The 24,926-nt window shown below is 31.1% G+C and carries 28 protein-coding genes; 12 read left to right on the top strand and 16 right to left on the bottom strand.

The genetic code is table 11. The features are described from left to right. Positions 1–10: 10 nt before the first annotated feature. The 6 genes from BUA82_RS00265 to BUA82_RS00240 are packed head-to-tail and all read left to right on the top strand — an operon-like array spanning position 11 to position 5,408. Complete coding sequence (locus tag BUA82_RS00265) at positions 11–1,459, top strand: menaquinone biosynthesis decarboxylase (protein WP_073003737.1); 1,449 nt, start codon at positions 11–13, stop codon at positions 1,457–1,459. Further along, positions 1,446–2,315: a UbiA-like polyprenyltransferase gene (locus tag BUA82_RS00260; RefSeq protein WP_073003736.1), complete on the top strand. Its 870-nt coding sequence runs from the start codon at positions 1,446–1,448 to the stop codon at positions 2,313–2,315. Before BUA82_RS00265 ends, BUA82_RS00260 begins: the two co-directional genes overlap by 14 nt. Before the next feature lie 11 nt (positions 2,316–2,326). After that, entirely contained in the window at positions 2,327–2,902 is a 576-nt protein-coding gene (locus BUA82_RS00255) for a UbiX family flavin prenyltransferase (RefSeq protein ID WP_073003735.1), read from the top strand. 3 nt (positions 2,903–2,905) lie between these two features. Next, positions 2,906–3,892 (top strand): ABC transporter substrate-binding protein, encoded by a 987-nt coding sequence (locus BUA82_RS00250; protein WP_073003734.1) that lies wholly within the window; start codon positions 2,906–2,908, stop codon positions 3,890–3,892. A gap of 17 nt (positions 3,893–3,909) precedes the next feature. Further along, complete coding sequence (locus BUA82_RS00245) at positions 3,910–4,665, top strand: ABC transporter ATP-binding protein (protein WP_073003733.1); 756 nt, start codon at positions 3,910–3,912, stop codon at positions 4,663–4,665. Beyond that, entirely contained in the window at positions 4,665–5,408 is a 744-nt protein-coding gene (locus tag BUA82_RS00240; RefSeq protein WP_073003732.1) for an ABC transporter permease, read from the top strand. Before BUA82_RS00245 ends, BUA82_RS00240 begins: the two co-directional genes overlap by 1 nt. Before the next feature lie 33 nt (positions 5,409–5,441). Here the strand turns inward: BUA82_RS00240 and BUA82_RS00235 are convergent, their stop codons facing one another. Next, a complete protein-coding gene (locus BUA82_RS00235; protein ID WP_073003731.1) occupies positions 5,442–6,215 on the bottom strand; it encodes a CsxC family protein in 774 nt (257 codons plus the stop codon). Positions 6,216–6,429: 214 nt separating this feature from the next. Between BUA82_RS00235 and BUA82_RS00230 the strand changes: the two genes are divergently transcribed. Next, positions 6,430–6,978 (top strand): hypothetical protein, encoded by a 549-nt coding sequence (locus tag BUA82_RS00230; RefSeq protein WP_073003730.1) that lies wholly within the window; start codon positions 6,430–6,432, stop codon positions 6,976–6,978. An 11-nt stretch (positions 6,979–6,989) separates the two neighbouring features. Beyond that, entirely contained in the window at positions 6,990–8,090 is a 1,101-nt protein-coding gene (locus tag BUA82_RS00225) for a glycosyltransferase family 4 protein (RefSeq protein WP_073003729.1), read from the top strand. A gap of 85 nt (positions 8,091–8,175) precedes the next feature. On the opposite strand, the gene BUA82_RS00220 is transcribed toward BUA82_RS00225, so the two are convergent. From BUA82_RS00220 to BUA82_RS00170, 11 genes are all read right to left on the bottom strand, one after another. Further along, positions 8,176–8,457, bottom strand: coding sequence for a DUF503 domain-containing protein (locus tag BUA82_RS00220; RefSeq protein ID WP_073003728.1), 282 nt, complete (start codon positions 8,455–8,457; stop codon positions 8,176–8,178). Positions 8,458–8,533: 76 nt separating this feature from the next. Beyond that, entirely contained in the window at positions 8,534–9,043 is a 510-nt protein-coding gene (locus BUA82_RS00215) for a nitroreductase family protein (RefSeq protein ID WP_073003727.1), read from the bottom strand. 118 nt (positions 9,044–9,161) lie between these two features. Continuing rightward, positions 9,162–10,382, bottom strand: coding sequence for a hypothetical protein (locus BUA82_RS00210; RefSeq protein ID WP_073003726.1), 1,221 nt, complete (start codon positions 10,380–10,382; stop codon positions 9,162–9,164). A gap of 12 nt (positions 10,383–10,394) precedes the next feature. Next, positions 10,395–10,961: a GNAT family N-acetyltransferase gene (locus BUA82_RS00205; protein ID WP_073003725.1), complete on the bottom strand. Its 567-nt coding sequence runs from the start codon at positions 10,959–10,961 to the stop codon at positions 10,395–10,397. Between the two features lie 93 nt (positions 10,962–11,054). After that, positions 11,055–11,465, bottom strand: coding sequence for an RrF2 family transcriptional regulator (locus tag BUA82_RS00200; RefSeq protein WP_073003724.1), 411 nt, complete (start codon positions 11,463–11,465; stop codon positions 11,055–11,057). Between the two features lie 42 nt (positions 11,466–11,507). Next, positions 11,508–11,951 (bottom strand): dUTP diphosphatase, encoded by a 444-nt coding sequence (dut, locus tag BUA82_RS00195; protein ID WP_073003723.1) that lies wholly within the window; start codon positions 11,949–11,951, stop codon positions 11,508–11,510. Positions 11,952–12,014: 63 nt separating this feature from the next. Beyond that, positions 12,015–12,452: a hypothetical protein gene (locus BUA82_RS00190; protein ID WP_073003722.1), complete on the bottom strand. Its 438-nt coding sequence runs from the start codon at positions 12,450–12,452 to the stop codon at positions 12,015–12,017. Positions 12,453–12,591: 139 nt separating this feature from the next. Next, positions 12,592–14,325 (bottom strand): glycoside hydrolase family 13 protein, encoded by a 1,734-nt coding sequence (locus BUA82_RS00185; RefSeq protein ID WP_073003721.1) that lies wholly within the window; start codon positions 14,323–14,325, stop codon positions 12,592–12,594. 169 nt (positions 14,326–14,494) lie between these two features. Next, positions 14,495–15,376 carry a sugar ABC transporter permease gene (locus tag BUA82_RS00180; protein ID WP_073003720.1) on the bottom strand — a complete coding sequence of 294 codons (882 nt, stop codon included), beginning with the start codon at positions 15,374–15,376 and terminating at the stop codon, positions 14,495–14,497. Position 15,377: 1 nt separating this feature from the next. Beyond that, positions 15,378–16,313 carry a carbohydrate ABC transporter permease gene (locus BUA82_RS00175; protein WP_073003719.1) on the bottom strand — a complete coding sequence of 312 codons (936 nt, stop codon included), beginning with the start codon at positions 16,311–16,313 and terminating at the stop codon, positions 15,378–15,380. A gap of 116 nt (positions 16,314–16,429) precedes the next feature. Next, positions 16,430–17,659 (bottom strand): sugar ABC transporter substrate-binding protein, encoded by a 1,230-nt coding sequence (locus tag BUA82_RS00170; RefSeq protein ID WP_073003718.1) that lies wholly within the window; start codon positions 17,657–17,659, stop codon positions 16,430–16,432. A gap of 336 nt (positions 17,660–17,995) precedes the next feature. Between BUA82_RS00170 and BUA82_RS00165 the strand changes: the two genes are divergently transcribed. After that, positions 17,996–18,448, top strand: a complete 453-nt coding sequence (locus BUA82_RS00165; RefSeq protein ID WP_073003717.1) for a Dps family protein — start codon at positions 17,996–17,998, stop codon at positions 18,446–18,448. Positions 18,449–18,466: 18 nt separating this feature from the next. On the opposite strand, the gene BUA82_RS00160 is transcribed toward BUA82_RS00165, so the two are convergent. The 3 genes from BUA82_RS00160 to BUA82_RS00150 form a co-directional block, all read right to left on the bottom strand. After that, positions 18,467–19,171 (bottom strand): M15 family metallopeptidase, encoded by a 705-nt coding sequence (locus tag BUA82_RS00160; protein WP_073003716.1) that lies wholly within the window; start codon positions 19,169–19,171, stop codon positions 18,467–18,469. A 102-nt stretch (positions 19,172–19,273) separates the two neighbouring features. Beyond that, positions 19,274–19,738, bottom strand: coding sequence for a peptide-methionine (R)-S-oxide reductase MsrB (msrB, locus tag BUA82_RS00155; RefSeq protein ID WP_073003715.1), 465 nt, complete (start codon positions 19,736–19,738; stop codon positions 19,274–19,276). A gap of 101 nt (positions 19,739–19,839) precedes the next feature. Continuing rightward, a complete protein-coding gene (locus BUA82_RS00150) occupies positions 19,840–21,315 on the bottom strand; it encodes a leucyl aminopeptidase (RefSeq protein ID WP_073003714.1) in 1,476 nt (491 codons plus the stop codon). A 193-nt stretch (positions 21,316–21,508) separates the two neighbouring features. Here BUA82_RS00150 and BUA82_RS00145 point away from each other — a divergent pair, with 193 nt between their 5' ends. Next, a complete protein-coding gene (locus tag BUA82_RS00145) occupies positions 21,509–22,666 on the top strand; it encodes an amidase domain-containing protein (RefSeq protein WP_073003713.1) in 1,158 nt (385 codons plus the stop codon). Between the two features lie 112 nt (positions 22,667–22,778). After that, complete coding sequence (locus tag BUA82_RS00140; protein WP_073003712.1) at positions 22,779–23,288, top strand: amidase domain-containing protein; 510 nt, start codon at positions 22,779–22,781, stop codon at positions 23,286–23,288. Positions 23,289–23,349: 61 nt separating this feature from the next. Here the strand turns inward: BUA82_RS00140 and BUA82_RS00135 are convergent, their stop codons facing one another. Beyond that, on the bottom strand, positions 23,350–23,628 hold the full coding sequence (locus tag BUA82_RS00135; RefSeq protein ID WP_073003711.1) for a hypothetical protein: 279 nt from the start codon (positions 23,626–23,628) through the stop codon (positions 23,350–23,352). A gap of 198 nt (positions 23,629–23,826) precedes the next feature. Between BUA82_RS00135 and BUA82_RS00130 the strand changes: the two genes are divergently transcribed. Then, positions 23,827–24,792, top strand: coding sequence for a tocopherol cyclase family protein (locus BUA82_RS00130; protein WP_073003710.1), 966 nt, complete (start codon positions 23,827–23,829; stop codon positions 24,790–24,792). Positions 24,793–24,926 lie beyond the last annotated feature (134 nt).

Here is a 24,926-nt window from a genome sequence, read left to right as displayed (position 1 = left end):
GGAGGATAATATGGCCTATAAGGACTTACAAGATTTCATAAAAAGGTTAGAAGAAAAAAATCTATTAAGCAAAATACAAACCCAAGTAGATCCAGAGCTAGAAATCACTGAAATCGCTGATAGAATTTCTAAATCTTTTGGACCTGCACTACTTTTTGAAAATGTAAAGGGCTCTCCTTACCCCCTTCTTATAAATGCCATGGGTACTTATGAAAGGATGAACCTAGCCTTAGGTGTGGATAGTATGGATGATATCGGTAAGGACATTGGAGACTTTATAGATATGTCAAAATACTTAGGATTAATGAATAAATTTAAATCTTTACCTAAACTTGCCAGAATGGCCTCAGTTTTTCCTATAAAGCTTCCTACTAGAGGTGCCTGTCAGGAGGTTATAGAAGAAAATCCTGACCTTTCAACTCTCCCTGTATTAAAGTGTTGGCCTGGTGATGCTGGAAGGTTTATTACCCTGCCTCTGGTGGTTACTATAGATCCTGAAACCGGGATACAGAATATGGGAATGTACAGACTTCAAGTATATGATAAAAACACTACAGGCATGCACTGGCACCTTCATAAGGATGGAAGAGAAATATACGAGAAGTATAAGAAGTTAGGGGGAAAAATGCCGGTTTCTGTAGCCTTAGGCTGTGATCCCGCCATTACCTATGCAGCTACTGCACCTCTTCCTAAAATGATAGATGAAATGATGTTTGCTGGATTTTTAAGAAAACTACCGGTAAAACTTACAAAATCCATTAAAAGCGATATTTATGTACCTGCGGAGGCGGAGTTTATTATAGAAGGATATGTAGATGTTACTGAACCCTTAAAGCTGGAAGGTCCTTTTGGAGACCATACTGGATATTACTCTTTAGCAGACTATTATCCAGTGTTTCATGTGACCTGCATCACCCACAAGAAAAAGCCTGTTTATCCTACTACCATAGTGGGAAAACCACCTATGGAAGACTGTTACCTAGGCAAGGCCACAGAAAGAATCTTCTTACCACTTTTAAAGATGCAATATCCAGAAATAATTGATATAAACTTTCCTTTAGAAGGAGTGTTTCATAACTGTGTTATAGTGTCCATTAAAAAAAGGTATCCTGGACATGGTAAAAAGATAATGAATTCTTTATGGGGTATAGGGCAAATGATGTATACAAAAATGATAATTGTGGTGGATGAAAACGTAAGCCCCCAAGACTTATCCACTGTGGCTTGGAAGGTCTTCAATAATATAGATGCAAAAGAAGATGTGGTGCTTTCACAAGGTCCTTTAGATGCTTTAGATCATGCTTCTAACCTACCTCACTACGGCTATAGAATGGGAATTGACGCAACAAAAAAGTGGTCTAGTGAAGGTCACACAAGACCTTGGCCCGATGACATAGAAATGACCTCTGAGATAAAGACCATAGTGGATAGGAGATGGAAAGAGTATGGTATTGAATAAACCCTTTAGGAAAATTTATGACTATGGAAAATTAGTTATGTTTTCCCACACTATATTCTCTTTTTCCTTTGCTTTCTTTTCCATGTTATTAGCCTCCAAAGGGTTGCCTTCTATTCATACACTATTTTGGATTATAATGGCCTTTTTAGGAGCCAGAACCGGTGCCAATGCTATCAATAGAGTTATAGACTCAGATATAGATGCTAAAAACCCAAGAACAGCGAACAGACAAATACCTAAAGGATTAATAGGAAAAAAGGAAGTAATAGTATTTACCATATTATGCTTTGGGGTTATGGTATTAGCAGCTGCAGAACTTAACCTTTTATGTTTAATCCTATCCCCAGTGGCACTTTTTCTACTTATTATATATTCCTATACCAAGAGATTTACTTGGTCATGCCATTTAATTTTAGGGGTAACCTCAGCTGCTGCACCAGTAGGTGCCTGGATTGCTGTAACAGGAAAAATATCCTGGATAAGTCTTCTCCTTGGTGCCGCTAATGCATTATGGGTATCAGGTTTTGATGTTATATATGGAGCGCAAGATTATGACTTTGATACCGAAAATGGGATTTACTCCATACCAGCAGTTTTTGGAATAAAAAACGCCCTCTATATTTCATCAGCCTTGCATATAATATCTGTAATATTTTTAATATTTATAGGATTCTTAAGCAGTAATCTGGGTGGAATATATTATACTGGACTTACACTTATGGGAATTTTACTTATAGTTGAACACAGAATGATATCTCCAAATAATTTAGCTAATGCAAAAATAGCTTCCTATAATATAAATCAACTGGTAAGTATAATATTTCTTATATCCACTACCCTAGATATTTTTATATAGAAGGTGAAATCATGAAAACTTATTTAATAGGAATAACTGGTGCCAGTGGAAGTATCTATGCTGTTAGGCTTGTAGAAGAGCTCTTAAAAAGAGATATAAAGATTTTTTTAACCGCTACTTCCAATGGAAAAGCGGTTATGAAACATGAGACTGGTTTAGAATTTAATGAATGGAGCAACGGACTAAAAAAACAATATACTAACTTAATAATAGAAGAAATAGACAATTTGTTTTCTCCTGCTGCCAGTGGTTCATACAAAATGGATGGAACCATTATAATCCCTTGCTCTATGGGCACCTTAGGTGAGATAAGCTGCGGCATTACAAAAAACCTTCTTACAAGAGCAGCTGATGTAGCACTAAAAGAAAAAAGAGAACTTATTATAGTACCAAGAGAAACCCCTCTTAATGCTATCCATCTAGAAAACATGTTAAAGCTAAGCAAAATGGGTGTTTCAATAATTCCCGCTATGCCTGGATTTTATCATAAGCCTGAGGCTTTAAGTGATGTAATAAATTTCGTAGTAGGAAAAATACTAGACTATTTAAAAATTCAAAACAACTTATTTGAAAAATGGGGGAATTAATTCATGACAACAAAGAAAAAAACAATTAAAATTGCAACTATCCTAACTTCACTACTATTAGCAGTTAATATGTCAGCTTGCTCAGTAAGCAAAACCACTAATAATGAACAGAAGGATGCTCCAAAAGACAATAAAGGTTCTGTACTAACCTTTGGTCTTATGCCTTCAGTAGATGCAGTTCCATTTATTATTGCAGAAAAGCAAGGTTTGTTTTCCAAGAATGGGGTTAATGTAAAATTAGAATTCTTCAAAAGCGCAAAAGACAGAGATGCAGCCCTGCAAAGTGGTGAATTAGATGGAATATCTACAGATTTAGTAGCCATAGGTATATATCAAAAAGGTGGTTACGATGTAAAAACCACAGCGGTTACAGATGCAAAATATCAGCTTATTGCTGGGAAAGACTCAAAAATTGAAAATATTCAAGATATAAAAGGTAAAAAAGTTGTTATATCAAGAAATACCGTTATTGAATTTACTTTAGACAGCATACTTAACAAATCAGGTCTTACTGAAAAAGACATAGTTAAAGAAGAAATACCTCAAATACCAGTAAGACTGGAGATGCTTAGAAATAATAAAGTTGAAGCCGCCCTGCTGCCAGAACCCTTTTCTTCTTTAGCCATGAAAGATGGTGGAAAGCTTATAAGTGATTCTCAGGCTTTATCCTTAGCCCCTGGAGTATCAGCTTTTACAAAGAAAGCTATAGATAATAAACCTTCAGAGATAAAAGCCTTTTATAAAGCTTATGATGCTGCTGTAGACTACCTTACTAAGGAACCAATATCTTCCTATGAGGATATAGTAATAAAAGAAGTAGGTTACCCTGAAGACATGAAAGGAAATATTAAACTACCTGCCTTTAGAAAAACCACCCTCCCTTCAGAACAGGATTTGCAAGCTGCTATTAATTGGCTTAAGGATAAAAAACTTTCAAAGGAAGACATAAAGAAAGAAGATCTTATAAGCGATATAGCTGTAAAAAAATAAATTATGAGGTTTCTAAAATGATTGAAGTTAAAGAGCTAAGTGTTAGCTATACTGGTGATAAAACAAATACTAGGGTTCTAAATAATATAAATTTAAGGCTTAATAAAGGAGAAATAGTGGCCATAATAGGTCCTTCCGGCTGTGGAAAATCTACACTTATAAATTGTATGAGCGGAATATTAGGAAGTTATGAAGGTACTATAACTATAGATGAGGAATCTTTAAATCCTAAACAGCACTCTATAGGCCTTATTCCACAGAATTATGGATTACTCTCTTGGAAAAATGTTTATGATAATGCAACTTTATCTTTAAAGATAAAGAAGAAAAATAATATTTCTCAGGAATACAAAGTTTTTATCGATAACATATTAGAAAGTTTGTCCTTAAAACCCTTACTAAAGAGATTTCCTAATGAACTTAGTGGCGGACAAAAACAGAGGGTTTCTATAGCTCGTGCTTTTATAATGAAGCCAGACTTGCTACTAATGGACGAACCTTTTTCCGCTTTAGATGCATTAACAAGAGAAGACACCCAAGAGCTTTTTCTTCAGCTTTGGAAGTCTTATAGACCTACTACAATGTTTATTACTCATAGCATTGAGGAAGCTGTTTATCTGGGGGGAAAAATTATTATTTTATCCTCCTCTCCTAGCAGCATAGTTAAGATAATAGATAATCCCTTGTTCGGCATGAGAAACTTTAAAGACAAAAATGAATATTTAGATACCACTTCACTCATTAGAAAGATCATAAAAGAGGGCTGGAAATAATGAAAACCATAAAGATTAAAGTTCTAACTTTTATACAAGGCTTTTTCATATTAAACCTCTTATGGTATATTGCAGCAAAAGCCTTAAAAATCCCAGCGCTACCTGTACCTCAAAAAATATACAGTTCTCTGGGAAGAGTTGTATCAGATAAATTATATATTCATCTAGGTTATAGCTTATTTAGAATAAGCTCTGCTATTATTATATCTCTTATAATCGGGCTTGCTATTGGCATATTAATGGGTTATTCAAAGTTATGGAATTCTTTATTGAACCCCTTAGTATACTTTACATATCCCATACCAAAAATATCTTTATTGCCGGTGATAATGCTGCTTTTTGGTTTAAGAGAAAAATCAAAAATTATAATGATAGTATTAATTATTGTATTTCAGATTATCATAGCCGTTAGAGATGCTGTTTTAAACATACCAAAAGAAACCTATCATGCACTAAAAAGCATGGGGGCATCAAAGTTTCAGATGTTTCTATATATTACCCTTCCAGCAGCATTTTCTGAAATCTTAACCTCTGTTAGAATTGCACTAGGCACAGCCATTTCTGTACTTTTCTTTACAGAAGTTTACGGTACGAGATACGGACTTGGTTACTTTATTATGGATGCATGGATGAGAATAGATTACATAGAGATGTACTGCGGTATAGTAATAATCAGCTTACTAGGCTTTATACTTTTTGCAGCCATAGATACCTTAGAAAGTATAATATGTAAAGGAAAATAAAAAGCATAGGAGCTATTCCTATGCCTTTTACTATTATCTAATGTTTACTTGTTGCTCTTGAAGAACTTTTACTCTAAGATTAATTACCATCTTTTCTATAAGTCTGCCAAATTTATTTTCTTCTTCTTTAAAATTTTCATCACATTCTTTATCATGGCTAACTGGATAATAAACATCTTCTTTTGCCACATCAAGTTCAAATATTCTAGCTCCTTCTAACTTACAGAATGGTCTATCTAAATAGAATACCTCTTCTTCAAAGCCTGTTTCACACCTTAGTCTACCTAGATTTTCTTCACAGGAGTCCTCACAGTGTTTACCATGTTGAAAGTAATCAAATTCTTTGATTTGACTTCTGAATCTGAAAACTGGAGGTCTATCAAAGAAAACTTCTGTTACACAGTGGAAAGGTACTGTAGCAGTAGCATGTTTTATAAAACCATTTTTAACCTGTGCATCTTCACATTCTTCTATAGTTGCATATTCTATATTCTTTTCAACAAAACCTTTTAAGAATAGCTTTCCTGAAACTAATCTTCCGTCGCAGTCTTTTTGTCCTGAGTTAGGTAAAAGTTTGCATTGTGTTAAGAATACATTCTTTTTTATTCTCTTTATTTCAAAAAAGTCGTCCTTTATGTCAATACAAGCTTCTACGTCAATCTGAACCTCTTTCTCTGCTAAAACTACAGGTATTTTAGCTGTTAATGGGCCGTCTTCACCATGGGGATTTATATTTTTACCTGGAGCTACTGTTAGAGTTTCAGCTTTTACTGTTCCACAATGTTTCTGATGATATTCGTATACCACTTTTTACTCCTCCTATAAGTTTTATAGTTAATTTTCATTATCTAATGTATTATATTCATCACTGATTTTTTATGTTACAAGATTATGTATATATCGACTTTAAAATATTTTTTATTATGCAAATAAAATATTTTTTATATATATCATTATATTAAGTAAAAATACTGTTTTTGCTGCATATAAATTAGTATATAACTAAATAAATGAGGTATTTATGGAACGAAATAACACTATAGTTACAGGTTTATCCAATGAGGAAGAGCTTAGTAAAATTCAAGGCTTTGACTCCCTGCAAGATTTTACTGAAAAAGAGTATATATTTTTGCAAAACACTGAAGAACCTATAAATAAAATTGAAGAACTAAATATTTCACTATCCCTTTCCTCTCATAGAGAAATAAATATATCAAACAAAAAACTTATGTTAATAGAAGGAGAAAAAAATATATCTTTAAGTTATATAACTAGCGAAAATAAGCTATCGCAAACCTCATACAGCTATCCATTTAATGCATCAATAACCCTGCCTTATTCAAGGTATAATCTTACATCAGTAAAAATATATTTATTAGATGCCTATCCTTATGTCATAAATGAATACACTGTTTACTGCAAATTTGTATATGTTGCTGGAGTACAATTAGAGAAAAATATATCAAAAAGCTTTGTAAATGAAGAAATACCAGAAGATTTTAATCCTAGAAAAGAAGATATAGAACATTTAGGTGGAAAATATTTTGATCCTGAAGAGGAAACTATGTAGGAGGTGAAAAAATGAATATATGTGTAGATGGTTATGCTGCATTAAATCTTCCTGGCACCTTTATAGGTTCATATAGCAGTGAACTTGTAAAGCAGTTGACCATGGCAGAAATTCCCCATATGATTCATGTAATATTTGAAGATAGCAACTACAAAAACTTTTTAGGAAAAAAGTCTTGGTATGTTCCTGTAAACCTTGATATGTACAGAAAAACTAATAATTATGAATCCCTAGAAAAGTATATTTATGAAAATGGCATTGAAATATATCACTCTTTAAATAACGGCTTTAGCATTCCTGAAAATAAATGTTGTTCTTATGTAATAACGATACACTCATTATATGCTATAGAAAACAAATCAAAACTAGATGAAAAATACTATAATAAGTTCTTATCTATCTTTCCAGAAGCTTTAGAAAAAGCTGATAAAATTATAGCAGTTTCTTATTTTATAAAGAACGAACTTATTAGACTTTTTAACATAGATGAAAGTAAAATAACAGTAATTTATCCTATAATTTCTTCAATATATAGACCTCTATCTTATAATCAATGTAAAAATTTTTTGATAAATAAATATGGAATTAAGAATCCTTATATTTATTACTGTGGTAATATACATCAAAGTAAAAACCTGGATAAACTAATACAGTTATTTAAAACGATTAGTATAAGATGTAGAGACTTAAAACTTGTAATATCAGGGGATATAAGTGGAAAGAAGAATGAATACTACAAGGATCTCTTATCTCTTAGCGAAAAACTAGACATTAAAGATAATGTTATCTTTACAGGATTGATACCAAAAGAAGATACTGTCTATTTTTATAATAAAGCAAAATGTGTTATTAGCCTTTCTGAATATGATGGGTATCCTCTTTCTCTTAGTGAAGCTGCTTTATGTAAAACTCCAGTTATATGTAATAATATACCTGTAGTTAGGGAGGTATTAAATAACTGTGCTGTAACTTGTGATTTATCTAAGCCTAATCAAATTGTTGATTTTGTCTATTATCTCTGTACTAATAATGAATTTAGAAGTAATTTAATAAATAAAATAAGTATACCATTAAGTTCATCAGTAGATGATTATATTAATTTTTATAGCTAGGAGCTAATAAAGTCAAGGAATATATAAGTTTATATATTCCTTGACTTTATATAATATATTTAGAAATGAAAGTTTTTTAAATTTCTTATAAAATTTCAATAAAGGTATCTATTATTTCAGCTTCAGTGGTGTTACCTATATAGTCTATTACTTTTTGTAATATGCTATTGGCATGAGAGGTTTGATTTGTTACACAAGCTATTCCTAGAACTATACTCTGATGTAAATCTTGATCCTCTACTTCTGCTATGGAAACGTTAAATTTATTCCTTACTTTGTCTATTATACTTCTCAGCACCATTCTTTTTTCCTTTAGGCTATGAGACCAGGGTACAATAATATGGATTTTTAATGTTCCAACTATCATAAATAGTACCTCCTTTTAAAAAAGCATCTATCTAAAGCATTGATTTTGCTTTTGTGATAGATGCTTATATTTACTACTAAATATAATTTATTTCTTTTTCTTTTATTTCTTTTGCCTTTGCATTTAATCCTTCTGCTGCATATCCTACAGGTAATATAGCTACAGGAACTTCTCCTTCTTCTGCTCCTATTATGGATTTAACTTCCTTTTCATCGAAATTTCCAACCCAAGTAGTTACAAGTCCTAAGCTTTCTACAGCTAGCATAGCATATGTACATGCTATAGTAGCATCCTGGATACTATAAAGTTTTTCCCCTCTCTCCCCATAATATTTACTTGAGGCTTTAGGTAAAGCACTAAATACAAAAACTACTGGAGCCTCATCTACAAAAGTTACTTCTTGAAGGGCACCTCTTATTTCTCTTGATTTTACTACAGTGATTTTGAAATCTTCTAAGTTTCCTGCTGTGGGAGCAAACTTAACAACATTTAAAATATTTTCAATTAATCCATCTTCTACTTTTTCATCTGAAAATTTTCTTATAGAACGTCTTTTTTCCAATAACTCTGTTAACTCTTTATACATTAATATCACCTCGTTGAATAACACTATTGATAACACTATTTGTTATATTAAAATTATAATCTATTTTCTATATAATTACAATATTATATATTAAACAATACAAATTATTGAAAAGTTTCTAAACACATTTAAAACTTCTATATATATTCTCTATAGAGTGCTTATAGTCTGCTTCTCCAAAGTCCACTAAAATGTGAATTTTTCTTTCTTCTAGTTTTATAGTAATACTATAGCAATTATCTAATATTACCGAATTGAATTCCAAGGAAAAAGTATTCAATTCTTTTAGCAGGGCCATTACTATAGAAACATTACTACAAATTATACATGTTATTTTGGAATCCATTTCTAATAGTTTTTTTGCTACTTCTACTAAAGACGCTTCTATTTTTTGCTTTAGCACATCTTCTTCTACATTCATAGTTAAAGAGAAGTCCTGCAAATTAACTATGTCTTCTTTTGCCATAGCTGTGGTTATAACCACGTAATTTGTCTTATTGTTATATATAAGATAATTAATAGCTCTATTTTTTTCTTCTTCAGGATTAATAATAAGACTATAAATATTTAAGTTGTATAATTCTGTTTTATGAGTACTAACAAAATCCTTTAACTTATCCATATCCCCTAAAGATTTGCTGCTAGACAGTATAAGAGCCTTTTCCTCTTTCATATTTACTTCATTAGAGGCTTTATTTAATGCTTGAAAAAGTGTTATTAGAAAGCTGCCGCTAGCAATGTAATAGTAATGTAAGTTACTTTCTTTGATAGCTTCAGTTATACAGTTCATATCATCATAGGATACTCCATCAAAAAAATGTACACTTCTTTCTGATGTAGCAATTTTACTGATTATACTATTCTTACCCTTATATATATCATCCAATGTAATATGCACTAAGTTTTCTTTAAAATTATTATTTAATAATCTTAAAATGTTCACACATGAAATATCTGTAGTTCTATTAATAAAGTTGTTATTATTTATATATCCCCCTATGATATTGTATTCTTCTTCAGGTTCTGATGGTATAAATGCTATTTTTCTTCTTTCCTTTAAAACGCTAAGTATATCTGCTATATCTAAGATATTTGCATTTACGTTTTTCAAGGAATATATTGAATACACAAAATTGTCCTGAATATCCTTCTCTATATTTCCTTGAAAATTCACTTTAAATTTATTTTTTCCCACTATAACTACAATAAAATCATAGATTAAATCTTCTTTTTCTATAATATTATTTAGCTTTATTCTACTGCTTATACCTAATAACTTTAATTTAAATACAAAACTAGCTGCTTCCTTGATGTTATGAAAAAAAGTTATAAATCTCATGATACCCTCCTCTTAAACACAATATCTTGCATTGACTAAAGTTAAAAACAGCTTATTTTCACAACTTAAATATTCATTTACCTTAAAGCCAACCTTTTTACACAACATAATTGAAGCGATGTTATCTATGTGTATAGTTGCATTTAATGAATATAGGTCAACATTTTCAAACAAGAATTTGATAATAATATTTAAAGCTTCTGTCATAATTCCTTTATTACGATATTTTTTATTAATTAAATAGCCTACCTCTGCTGTATGGGTTATAGAATTTAAAGAATGAATTGCTATTAAACCTACTAATTTATTAGACCTTTTTGTAACAATAGCCCAATCTATTCTTTTTCTATAATAATAACAAGAATTAATTTCATTAATAAATCTTATTGCATCCTCTATATCCGCAATGCATGGAGACTTATCATATAAGGATATATCTTTTTCTGAATATAATTCTAAAATATCTTCTGCATCTTCCTCCTTAAGCTCTCTTAAAAGTATTGTCTCATCTTCAAGTTGATAAAAATCCTCAAATAAACTTTCTATAGGATAAAATTTATGGTGTTTTTCAAAATCCATATTTCCTCTTATAACTATATACTTATTATTTAAATATACGCTGAAAGCTCTTTTATAATGTTAATAAAATAAAAAAAGCACCTGTTAGGTGCTTTAAATGTTGTTATTCATTATATCTTTAAAGTTAATAGAATCTAATTCTTTTATTAATGCCTTTTGAACTCTGCTTAACGCTTTATGCACTAAACAATTTTCTCTCCGCCCTAGGTTGCAGTATTCTGGGTTTTCCATACATTTATTTATATATAACTCTCCTTCTACTGCCTCAACCACCATTTTTAATGTAATATTCTCTGGAAGCATATTAAGAGCGTATCCACCTTTCACTCCTCTAAAAGATTTTACTATATCAGCGGTAGTGAGTTTTCTTAATAGTTTCAATAGAAATCTCAAAGGTATATTTTCCTCCTCTGATATTCTTCTAGCCTCTACTCTACTTTCTTTAGACTTTGATAAGAATAACATAACTCTTAGGGCATAATCTACTTCTTGCGTAATCTTCATCTAATCCTCCCATAAAATAAAAAGTTTTTTATCTTAAAGACTCTACTTATTCAATCCTGTGGACCCAAATCCTCCTTCTCCTCTTGTAGATTCAGATAACTCATTTACTTCTATTACATTAACAGCATATACAGGCATTACCACCATCTGAGCAATTTTCATACCCTTTTCAATAATAAAAGCTTCCTTACCATGATTTATTAAAATTATTTTAAGTTCTCCTCTATACCCCTCATCAATGGTACCTGGAGTATTTAATACAGTTATTCCATGTTTTAAAGCTAAACCGCTCCTTGGTCTTATTTGAGCTTCTGTATGGGGTGGTAATTCTATTTTAATTCCTGTGGCTACAAATGCTGTTTCATTAGGTTTTATTTCTACTTTATCCACTGAAAACAAGTCTAATCCTGCATCTCCTACGTGAGCATAATTAGGCAATATAGCATCCTTATTAATTTTAATAACCTTTAAAGTTAAGTTATTCATATTTTTCTCTCCTTTGTATAACAAAAAAATATTATAGGAAGGTTAAAGCCTTCCTATAATATTTTAACACCAACATCCACATAAGAATAGTAAAAGAATTATTATTAATAGATCATCTCCTATACCATCTCTGCAGTGATTTTCACAGTGATGAGGGGGATCTTTTCTAAGTCTATTAATTACGGCTACCTCTTGGCAAACACTTCCATTTCCTAATCTTACTTTTGAAGAAGGTTTGTATATTGGCTGAAGATAGTACTTTTGATTAACCTCTGCTTGCACATTGTATATTCCTTTGTCTAACCCATTAAATATCAGTTCTCCATTACTATCTGTTCTGCCTTCCATTATAGGAGTTGCGCTTCCTTCTTTAAAAAGCCTTATCCTTATATTGGCTTGAGGGTCTAACCTTTCCTTCACCCATAAAAAAGAAAACACTTTTATAGTGCCATTAAAATAGCAGGTGGTGGGATAATTTAAATCTTCTATGTCAAAGTTCATCTCTTTCACCTCCGTAGTTCTAATACATAATATGAGTAATAAACTGATGAGGTTACTACTATAATATTTTTTACGACAAAAAACACTGCTATCACTTATAACTACGTGATAACAGCGTTCTTAAAAAATACATTATTTTCTATACCGAATCATTATGACACATTAATATTTTAAAACTCATAGGTTCTAGATGAAGGAAACCTTCTTCAATATTTATATTTATATTATTATAAATATCAAAAGCTTCATTAAAGTCCACTTTAAGTTTAGTACTTTTATCATTATTATTAATGGCTATAAATATTTTTTCATCGTCACTTTCTCTCACAAAAGCTAATATGTTATCTTCTTTAAATAAATTTTTATATGGAGCATAAGTTAAAGCTTTATACTCTTTTCTTAAGGAGTTCAGCTTTTTATACATATTTAAAAGCTCTTTATTTTGATCTTCTTCCTTCCATATCATACATCTTCTGCAGTCTGGATCTTTAGAACCTTCCATTCCCACTTCATCTCCGTAATAAATATAAGGTATACCTATATAAGTGTACTGCAGCACTATAGCAAGCTTCATTCTATTAATATTCCCTCCGCATTCTGTTAAGAATCTAGGAGTATCATGGCTATCAATAAGATTTAATACTTGTCTATTAATACTGTGGGTATATAAACTTCTATTAATTTCTAATATATTATTTAATTCCCCTGCAGATATGCTTCTTCTGGCAAAAAAATCTAGACACATCTCTCTAAAAGGATAATTCATAATACTATCTAACTGTTCTCCCCTTAAGAAGGAGGCTGCCTCATGCATTATTTCCCCTATGATAAAACTATCCTCTTTTACCGATTTTACTCTATTTCTAAAGGCTCTCCAAAAGCTATGATCTACCTCGTCGCACACATCCAGCCGCCATCCGTCAATGCCTACTTCCTTTATCCAAAACTCTGCTACATCTAGTAAATACTTTTGAACCTCAGGGTTTTTAGTGTTTAATTTTGGCATGGTATAAACATCATTAGCAAAGGTTATATAGTTAGGTTTGTCTAAATTTACAGGATAGTCTTGTATGAAATACCAATCCTTATATTTAGATTCTTCTCCTTTTTCAATTACATCTTGAAAAGCAAAAAAATCATGACCGGAATGATTGAAAACTCCATCAAATATAACCCTTATGCCTGCATTATGGCAAGCAAGTACCATTTCCTTAGCTTTTTTAACATCTCCAAAGAATGGGTCAATTTCATAATAGTCCTTAGTATTATATTTATGATTTGAGGTGGAAAGAAATATAGGAGTAAGATATATCATAGTAATACCCAATTCTTTTAAATATTGAGCTTTATCTATTATTCCTTGAAGGTCTCCACCAAACATATTACTAGGGGTAACCTTGCCTCCCCAGCTTTCAGCACCTTTAGGATCATTGGAGATATCACCGTTATAAAATCTATCTGGGAAAATTTGATATACTATTCCCTCCTGAGCCCAATTCACCTCATTATAAACATCTCCTAAACATAAATAAGGATACTGATAAGCATTAGGTTCTAATGGCTTATTTTTAACTATTCCTCTTTCATTTACATAGAATACGTTTCCCTGGTTATCTTCTAATTCAAAGAAATATCTGTATCTTTTCTCTTCTACATTTATTTCTATTTCATAAAAATCAAAAAGATCAGTCTCTATACTTTCTTTCATTTCTTTTACTATAAAGTCATTTTCCCAATCATATCTATCCTTATAATGTATCTTGCAGCTTTTAATATCTTTAGATGCTGTTCTAATTCTTATTACTAATATTTCTGTATCTTTTCCATATACGTAGGGTACGTCTGTGATATGATAAATGGCATGTTTATTCATGTGTCTACCTCCATAACTTACTAAATTTATTCCTTAGTTGAGTAAATATTAAACATTAATTAAATAAAAAATTTAGGGGACCCAAATTTAAGTCCCCAAGATCACTGGATTATATTAATCTAAGGTGCCAGGCACATTACAAGTGACAAACTTCCTAGGTTTAATTATCTTAACCCTTAACTGCTCCAGCCACAAGTCCTTTAGAAATAAATTTCTGAAGGGAAACAAATATAATAACTACTGGTAAAGAAGCCATAATGGCAGCAGCAGAATATTGTGTCCAGTTTGCTGAAAAGTTATTATTTATAAAGGTTCTTAACCCAGTGGCTACGGTTTGCGTTGAACTATCTTTCATAAGGGCACTGGTAAGAATAAATTCACTGTATACACCAATAAATGAAAACAAGAAAATTACTAATAACATATTTTTTGTTAAGGGTAATATTATCCTTGTAAACATCTGCCAGGTTGTAGCTCCATCTACAAAGGCAGCCTCATCTAAATCTTTTGGTATTCCATCGATAAACCCTTTTAAAAGCCATATATTATAAGCGCTTCCAGCAGATAATAAGATAATAAGCATAAAAATATTATCCATAGCTTCTAATCTATATGCAATAGCCAATATTGCAGGTATTGCCATCATAGCTGGGAACATCTGTAATATCAATAGTGACATAAGTCCATTTCTTCTTCCTTTAAATCTCAACCTTGAGAAGGAAAAAGCTGCAGGGAGTGTAATTAAAATTTGTATTGTAGCCACACTAGTACAAATAATTAAGGAGTTTTTAACCCACAAAAGAAAATCTGTTTCTTTAATAACTTTTGTATAGTTTTGAAATCCCCATTCTGCTGGAAAAAAGGTGGTTTGAGTAAAGGTATCTCCTTTAGCTAATGATGCAGAAAATATAGCTACTATTGGGAACATAGTTAGTACTATCATTATCCAAATGAATATTCTTCCAATCCATAAGTTTCTTCTTTCAGACGGCCTCATTTTTTTCTTATAAGTTAGTTCATTATTTGTTTTAATTGCAGGTGATTGACTCATATTATTCCACCTCCTTAAATTGTCCTGACATTTTCATTTGAACATAAGAAATAGTTCCTATAATTAAGAATATTATTATACCCAGTGCAGAACCTAACTCATATCTGTTAAAGTTAATAGTTAACTTATAAGTAGTGGAGGCTAGAATATCTGTAAATCCTGCAAATTGTGTTGTAAGCCTTGCTGGTCCACCACCAGTAATTAAGAAGGCTGAGTTGAAGTTATTAAAATTAAATGCAAAAGATGATATTAATAATGGATATGCAGTTAATGCTAAAGATGGAAGCGTAATCTTCCAAAACTGAGTTAACTTACTAGCTCCATCTATTTCTGCTGCCTCATAATAGGTATCCGGTATGGCAGCTATAGCACCCATGCTTACATTCATCATATAAGGGAATCCTAGCCATATATTTACTATAATAATTGCAGTCCTTGCCCACCAAGGATTTGTCAGCCATTCTAAGGGTTCTTTTATAACATGCAAATTCATAAGTATGGTATTTATAGCACCATAATCAGTATTAAAAAGACCTTGCCAAGATAAAACTGCAATAGTAGCAGGAAGTGCCCAAGGAATAATTAATATTGCTTTATATAAAAATGCTTCCTTCATATTGCTATTAGAAAGAATCAACGCAATAATCAATCCTACAATAAAAGTCCCTAAGGTAGATAATAGTGCAAAAGCAAAGGTCCACCCAAATACTGGCCAAAACACCTGAGTAAATGGACCTGCTAAAACCTCTTTAAAATTTTCAAATCCTACCAAAGTGTAATCTTCTAAATGATTTAAATTATAATTAGTAAAAGCTATATAAACTGTATAGATTATAGGCAATATTGTAAAAATAATTATTGTTACTAGGGCTGGTAGTAAATAAATATAAGGCTTTACCTTGCTGCCAAGACTTCTTTTTGTTTTTACTAATTCCATAACTTTTCCTCCAATTTTCTCCTTCCAATATTTTTAACCTCTTCTCATATTTTTAAAAAATGAAGGGAATAAATTACTCCCTCCATTTTTACTTTTCTTATTTTATTATTTATTAGTTATTTCTGTTGTGCAATTCCTTCTTTAACTTGTTTAACTAGATTTTCACCAGTTTGTTTTCCATTTTGCTTTCCAGAAGTTAATAACTTTAAGTTATTTTCTCCAGGTGTCCACATTGCTTGTACTGCTGGAATGTTTGGCATTGGTTGAGCATATTTCGCTTGCTCTGCAAAAGCTGATAAGAATTTATCGTTTTTAAATTCAGCGCTTTCTTGTCCAGCTTTAGTTGCAGGAATTCTATAACCAACTTTAAATAATGTATTTTCTGATTTTTCTAATATATATTTTACAGCATCCCAAGCTTCTGCTTGATTTTTTGATTTAGAGCTTACAAAAGCTGCTTGCACACCCATAAAGGATGGCATTGGTTTTCCATCAGCACCTGGTAGTGGAGCTATAGCAAATGGAACCTTAGCATCTTTTAACCCATTAACATCCCATGGTCCAGAAATATAAAGTCCAGTTTTCTGAGCTTGGAAATCACCTTTTGCTAAGTCACCCTTTATATCAGAAGGCATAAGCTTATGAGTTTGAACTAAACTTTGTAAGTAGTCATAACCTTTAACTGCACCATCATTTCCTAAACCGATATCTGCTGGGTCAAATTTTTGTCCATCAAATTTATATACATAACCACCATTAGCTGCTAAAAATGCATAAGAGAAATAGAAGTTATTTATTTCATATTTAAAACCATGCTCCTTACCTACTTTAACAAGGTCATCTAAGGTTTTTGGAGCTTCCTTAATCTTATCTGTATTATAGAATAATGCATAGGTTTCCATTAATACTGGCACTGCATACTTCTTCCCTTCAATAGTAACTGCATTAACAGCATTTTTTTCAAATTTAGCATCATCCATTACATTTGCTGGAACTTCAGCTAAAAGATTAGCTTTCTGGAAAGTTCCTAAGTTGTCATGAGCAAGTCCAAACATAACATCTGGAGCTTTAGAACTGTTAGCAGCTTGTAAATATGCTTGGAAGTCTGATTTATCTTCTTTAACCTCTACAGTATTTCCAGTTTTTTTCGCCCACTCTTTAGCATATTTTTCTACCTCTTTTACCTCTTCAGTCTTTAAGTGAGACCAAATCACTATTTTTTTGCTTTCTTTTTTATCTGAAGGTGCATTTCCTCCTTCAGCAGATTTTTTAGCACATCCGAATAATGCAGTGGATACTACTAATGCTGCCATAACAGATGCCATAACTTTTAAACGTTTGTTCATGGTTATCCCCCCATAAATTATTATTTATGCAATCGCTTGCATAATATTAAAAACCAATCAATGCCTTAATTATATCCCCTTATGAATACGTTGTCAAAACTTTTTTATGGAAATTATAATGAAAATTAAGCATCTAAAATGATTAATTCAGCTTTACACGAATTCGCTTTAATTTTCTTTAAATTACAACTATTTTAATTTTAATATTAACTCTTTAATAAGAATAGCTTTTAACTAAAAATTTAAATTCAGTTAAAAGAAACTCTTTAATTATAATTTATAATATAACTCATAAACAATAAATCAGTAATGGGGAAATTAAAGGAGGTTTTTTATATGGCAAAACAAGATTCAAACAAATTAGTAAAGGAATTAAATATTTTTGTTTCTAACATGGGTATATTATATACTAAAGTTCATAATTATCACTGGTATATAGAAGGCCCTGGTTTCTTCCAGCTTCATAAACAATACGAAGAATACTACATGGCAGTATCTGAAGACTATGACTTAGTAGCTGAAAGATTACTTATCATGGGCTATAAGCCATTAGCTAATACTAATGATTATCTTGAGAATGCTACTTTAAAAGATAGAAAGAGCGAACCTATTTCTACCAAACAATCTGTTACAGATTTAAAAGCTGATTTTAAACATATCTCTGATCAACTTAAAAAACTTATTGACCTATCAGAAGAAGCTGGAGATGATGTTACCAATGATATGATGATTTCACTAAAAACCAAATACGATAAATACATCTGGATGCTAGACTCCTACGAAGGATAAGCAAAAAACTGCAGAAAGCTAATTTTCTGCAGTTTTCTTTTCATTTTGAACAAATTCTTCTAGTACAATTCCCTTTTCATATATATTTTTTGAGGTTTTGTTTCCCACATATCTTAAGTGCCAAGGTTCATAGCTATAGCCAGTTATCTTTTCTTTTCCTAAAGGATATCTCACTATAAATCCATATTTATGTGCGTTGTTCTTTAACCATTTACCTTCTTTAGTTTGTCCAAAGTCTGTAGTTAAAGAGCCTTTACTTCCTTGTTTATTAGTTATATCTGCAGCCAATCCCGTTTGATGTTCACTATTTCCTGCAGTAGCTACATATTTATCTGCCTGTGCCTTCCCATTTTGTTTAGCTCGTGTTTCGTACAACTGTTTTTGAGTGTTGTAAGATCTGAATCCTGAGACTAAATATAGCTGACTATTCTCCTGTTTAGCTTTAGAAAACAACTTTTCTAAGGCTTTTGAAGCTTCTTTTCGCATATACTTTTCTTCAGAGGTAATATTTTCAGCAAATCCCACCTTTGGTATTACTAAATCTTTAGGCTTATAGCTATCAGCTAAAACAAAGTTGCGATTTACTAAAACTAATATGTTATTTGGATTTTTAACTTCTTTTTTAGCTTCTTTAAATCCTCCCATAGGAACATATTTCAATATCACAAATATCCCTAAAATCATTATTAAAATGGTTATAAAAGTCCTTAAAATTTTTCTCATTTAATTCTCTCCTTGTAATGAATTGCTTATTTACATTTTAGAATTCTATTCTTACAAGGAGATGAAAATCTTTATTACAAAATAGTAAGGTACAACTTGCCTTTATTTATCGAAGATATTTAAGTACTCACCATATCCCTCTTCTTCAAGGTTTTCTCTTGCAATAAATCTTAAAGAAGCACTATTTATACAATATCTAAGCCCGCCTTTTTCTAATGGACCATCTGTAAAAACGTGACCAAGATGGGAATCGCCGTATTTGCTCCTCACTTCTATCCTATGCATATTATAACTAAAGTCAGCTTTCTCTTTTATATTCTCCTTTTCTAAGGGCTTAGTAAAAGATGGCCATCCACAGCTGGAATCAAATTTATCCAGTGAAGAAAATAAAGGTTCTCCTGTTACTATATCTACATATATGCCTTCAGCAAAATAATTCCAAAATTCATTATTAAAAGGTGCTTCTGTAGCATTTTCTTGAGTAACTTTATATTGAGTAAGATTTAATTTTCTCTTAACCTCTTCTTGCAAAGGCTTTTTATAGCTTTTATCTTTTTCACCTTCCATTTAATCAACCTCCTATTTATATTATTAGTGTTTAAAATTATAATTATTATAATAAAAGGTCTGAAGAATAATTTATCCTCAGACCAAATAATATAGTATATTTAGTTGTTTTTAACTAGGTAATAAAGGGTTCTTACGGAACCACCAGTACCGCCTTTAGTTAGATAATCCTTATCAGCATCAGCCCATGCTGTGCCTGCGATATCTAAATGTAACCATGGTGTATTCTTTACAAACTCTCCAATAAATAATCCTGCTGTAATAGTACCAGCATATCTTCCACCTGTATTTTTAAGGTCAGCAACTGAAGATTTTATTAATTCTTTATATTCTTCAAAAGCTGGTAACTGCCACACTTTTTCTCCACAAGCTTCAGCAGCCTTTTGCAGTTTGCTATAGAATTCATCGTTATTTGTTATTACAGCTGTAGTGGTATCACCAAGAGCTATTAGTGCAGCACCAGTTAAAGTAGCTACATCCACTATTCTTGTTACTTCTTCCTTTTCCACAGCATAATAAACGGCATCTGCTAGAGTTAATCTACCCTCTGCATCTGTATTTATAATCTCTATGTGCTTTCCACCCATAGAACCTATTATATCTCCTGGCTTATAGGACCCTCCAGAAATTACATTTTCACATGCAGCTACTACAGCTACTACATTGGCTTTGACTTTGTTTTTAGAAATAGCTGCCATAGCTCCTATAACCGCTGCTGCTCCTCCCATGTCATTTTTCATGTGTAACATGTAATCTGCAGGCTTAAGTGAATATCCACCTGTATCAAAAGTAAGACCTTTACCTACAAGACCAGTGATATTTTCTTTGTTTGCTTCATCTCCAAAATAGCGCATAACTATGAGCTTAGGTTCATTTACAGAGCCTCTTGCCACTGCAAGATACGCTTCCATGCCTAAAGCTTCAATTTGCTCCTTGTGCATAACTTCTACTTGGAAACCATATTCCTTACCCATATCTTCTGCTCTCTTAGCTAGTTCTTCTGGTATAAGAACATTAGCTGGCTCGTTTACTAAATTTCTAGCTGCAATAGTAGAATCTATAATAACCTTAGCCTCTTCTAAAGCTTTTTCTGCTGCTGCTACTTTTTCTTCAGCCACAGATGCTATTCTTACTTCATTTAGGCAAACCTTATCTTCTTTTACTTCTTTATATTTATTAAATTCATAGTCTGCGAAAACTACTCCTTCAGTAATAGCTTTAACTACTTCTTCTGTAGAAATGTTATCTAAGTCAATAAATCTAACTGTTGCTTTTTCAACATTTAATTTTTTAACTTCTCTAATAGCTTTAGCTATAGCCTTTCTTATTCTTTCAGAAGTGATCTCTTCTTCTTTACCTAATCCTACATAAATCTCTTCTTTAATAAGTCCTAAATCCTTCTCTTTTGTAAACTTATAAGTGCTTCCTAAAGAAGCGTTAAATCTTCCAAACTTAATAAATCTTTGTACTCTTGCTGCACAGCTATTACAAACGTGAAGTACCTTTCCTCCTTCAAAAACCGGAATAACTTCCATCAATATCTCTGAGTGTCTTTCTGACTGTATTGCTAGTTTCATCCTATCACCTCATAATTTCATTTGTATTTATTATATAATAGTCATTATTAAAATGAAATAGCTTTTTAAATTTAATTGAAATTAAACTTCTTTTATTATGTATCATGCTCATATTTGGAAAAATTTATTTGTGTAATTTTATAGTTTATTTGTAATACTAAAAGGGACGAGAACTAATATTGTAGGTGATTATATGAAAGGTATGAAATTTACAATCTTTATTTTCCTAATGATAATTTTAACTAGTTATATCCCTTGTAATGCCCTAGAAGAGACTGAAATAGAAGATATAAAAGCCACCATAGAAACTATATATAATAAAAGAAATGAGACCTTTATTACGGGTAAAATAAGTGAACTTCCTCAATATTATAATAATACTAAATTTGGGACCTGGGCTTTAGAGCATGAGGTTAAAAGAATAAAATATTTAAAAAAATGGTCTGATGAAAGAGATATTAAATTTACTTCTATTGTATCTGATCTTCAATATAGAAAAATAACTCCTTATAAAACCGGTGCAAAGGTGTCTTTAAATGAATATTATAAATTTGATTATTTATATAAAAACGAAGATAATGCTGAAATAAACTCCTTTGGAGTGGGAGTTATTCATAGCATTGAACTGGCTAAAATAAATAATAAATGGATAATCAATTGGGACTGGTATACAGACTGCTTTGAAGATGCACTAAAAGGTTTTAATGCTGAAATTAAAGATATTACAGAAGTATATTCAAAAATTTATTCAATACCCCCTTTAGAAAAACCCAATATTTTAAATTTAGAAAACACCTTTGAAAATCAACGGAGAATAAAGGCGGTTAATTATGCTGATAAATATTGCGGCATAGTTTGGGCAAGTAATAACCCATCCAAATATAATAAAAAGTATAAAAATTATACCGGTATTGGTGGAAACTGCACTAATTATGTATCTCAATGTTTAGGAGACAAACAGGAAGGTGCTGCATTGAAACAACAGGGTGGATGGCACTGTAATTATTCAAAATACGGTCAGGCAGAAGGTAGCCCTGCTTGGGTAAATGCAGACGCTTTTAAAAACTATCTTTTTTATTCCGGCAAAGGGAAGCTTATTAAGAAAGGAAGCTTTAAGAACTTTATCCCTAAAGAAGGAAGTGGTGAAAATATATTTAGCAGATTAGATTATGGAGATGTAATTTGTTATGCTAAAGGAAGCGATATTGATCACTTTGCTATAGTTACAGGCTTTGATAGCCGTGGTTATCCCTTGATTAATTCCCATACTACAGATAGATATAGGGTCCCCTTCGATTTAGGATGGGGAGATAAAAACATAAGTTTTTACCTTATCAAAATAAGATATTAAATATTATAATATAAATTCCCTTCAAATATTTAAGTATTAATAATATCTCACTATTTTTTTTCAACATCATATTATAGAATATATAATACTAATAAGGGTAAGGGTTTTAAGTATGCCCTATAATAGAAATAAAGCTGTACAATATGCACTAAAATACGCCTTGTCTCCTAATCCAGAATTTAGGTATTTTTCTTCCACTTTAAATGCAGGAGGAGATTGCACCAATTTTATTTCTCAATGCCTCCTAGCAGGTGGTGCTGAGATGGTATATAATAATAATCCTTGGTGGTATAATCATAATAATTTATCCTCTGCCATGGATGATACTTGGTCATTAAGTTGGAGTATTGCACATTCTTTATATTGGAACATAATGAAGAATACTATGGAAAATACAAAAGGTATAAAGGCCCATATACTATCTGCTGCATCTATGTTAGATCTTGGAGATATCATATTTTATGAAAATGATGAAAATCGCATATTTCATTCCACCATAGTGACGGATTATAATAACGGAAGCCCCTTAGTATCTCAACATACTTATGACCTAAGGAATGTATCCTATATTAAACCCTATAGGGTTAAAGCTATGCATTTTATGCATATATACCTTAACTAGAAAGATGAAAAAGTCCAGTAATATCTGGACTTTCTATTTTAAAATAAAACTAAGAGATGGATTATTTATCCACCTCTTCATAGTCTACATCTATAACTTTTTTATTACTTAAATCATTTTGATCATACGTATTACTTTGGTTTACATTTCTATTGCTTGAATTATCATCCTGTCTTTCTCTAAAACTCTCGCTTCTACTTGTTTTAAATATCTTTTTACCTATCCAAAAAGCTAAAACGATTATAAGTATAACAGGCAACAGCTGAATTAAAAAAATACCAACTACTACTACAGCAACTATACTTATTATAATGTAAATTATACTCATAAAGTCATTCATACAATAACCTCATCTCTTATAAAATTTTAAACATATTATAACATAAATATTATTAGTCACAAAATTAATATTTAATTATATAATTATAAATTAACTCATCATTTAAGAAATTGTTTACACATTATTTACCCTAAATTAGGAATAATATTATAGTTATGCGCTATTATATATTTGAAGAAGATTTTAAGGAGAGAACTTATGATAAAACAAATATTAAATCCTGACCTTTATCACGGTGATAATAAAAAAGAAAACTACTTTGAAGGCTGGTATTTTAAGATATCAGATATGGAGAATAACCTTTCCATGGCTTTTATTCCTGGGATTATTAAAGGCCATGAAGGGCATTCTTTTATCCAATATGTAAATGGTTTTGAAAAACAATTTAGCTATTTTACCTTCTCAAAAGATGATTTTAGAGCCTCTAAATCTGAGTTTAATATAAGCATAGGAAAAAATATTTTCTTTATAAAGGGACTAAAACTTGACCTTACAGATGAGAACAGCAAAATAAAAGTTGATGTTAATTTCAACCATATTGAGAAATGGCCGGATAGTACTATAAATCCAGGGAGCATGGGTTTTTATAATTATTTATCTTTTATGGAGTGCTATAGTCAAGTATGCGCTATGAACGGATATGTTTCTGGGGCAGTAGAGATAAATGACAAAAAATACATACTAAATAAAGGTAAAATATATATTGAAAAAAACTGGGGGGAAAATTTTCCTTATTCCTGGTTTTGGATGCAGAGTAACTGTTTCAGTAAAGATATTTCCATAACCTGCTCCATAGCACATATTCCCTTTCCTATAAGTAGTTTTAGAGGATTTCTCATAGGTTTAAAGTTTAATAACAAATTTATTAAATTTACCACCATAAACAAAAGCAAGCTAACCACTATAAAAACGGCTAGAGATGTGCGATTAGTAGCAACTAATAAAGAGTATGAACTAACCTTAGAATCTATCACAAATTCTTCTGAGTTTTTGCTTTTGCACGGTCCTACGGGTGATAAGATGCAACCTTTTGTAAAAGAAAGTATAACTTCAAAACTCCACTTAGTTTTAAAAAGCTTTCCTGAGAAAAAAGTAGTTTTAGAGGATACGGGAATATTTGCTGGTATTGAATATGGAGGGAATTTTGAAGAATTGTTTTTCTAATGTAATTAGTATTTGCTAATAATATGGACACTAGTTAAAATTACTATCATTTTTACTTATATTATAATAAACTTTTGTGTAGATAATACAAATATATTATTAATTGATAATTATTATTGACTAATATTATCTCT

The organism is Clostridium amylolyticum (assembly GCF_900142075.1).
Taxonomy (GTDB): Bacteria; Bacillota; Clostridia; order Clostridiales; family Clostridiaceae; genus Clostridium_AA; species Clostridium_AA amylolyticum.
Note: the sequence above shows the minus strand (reverse complement) of the source record. Positions and strands in the feature narration are given on the sequence as shown.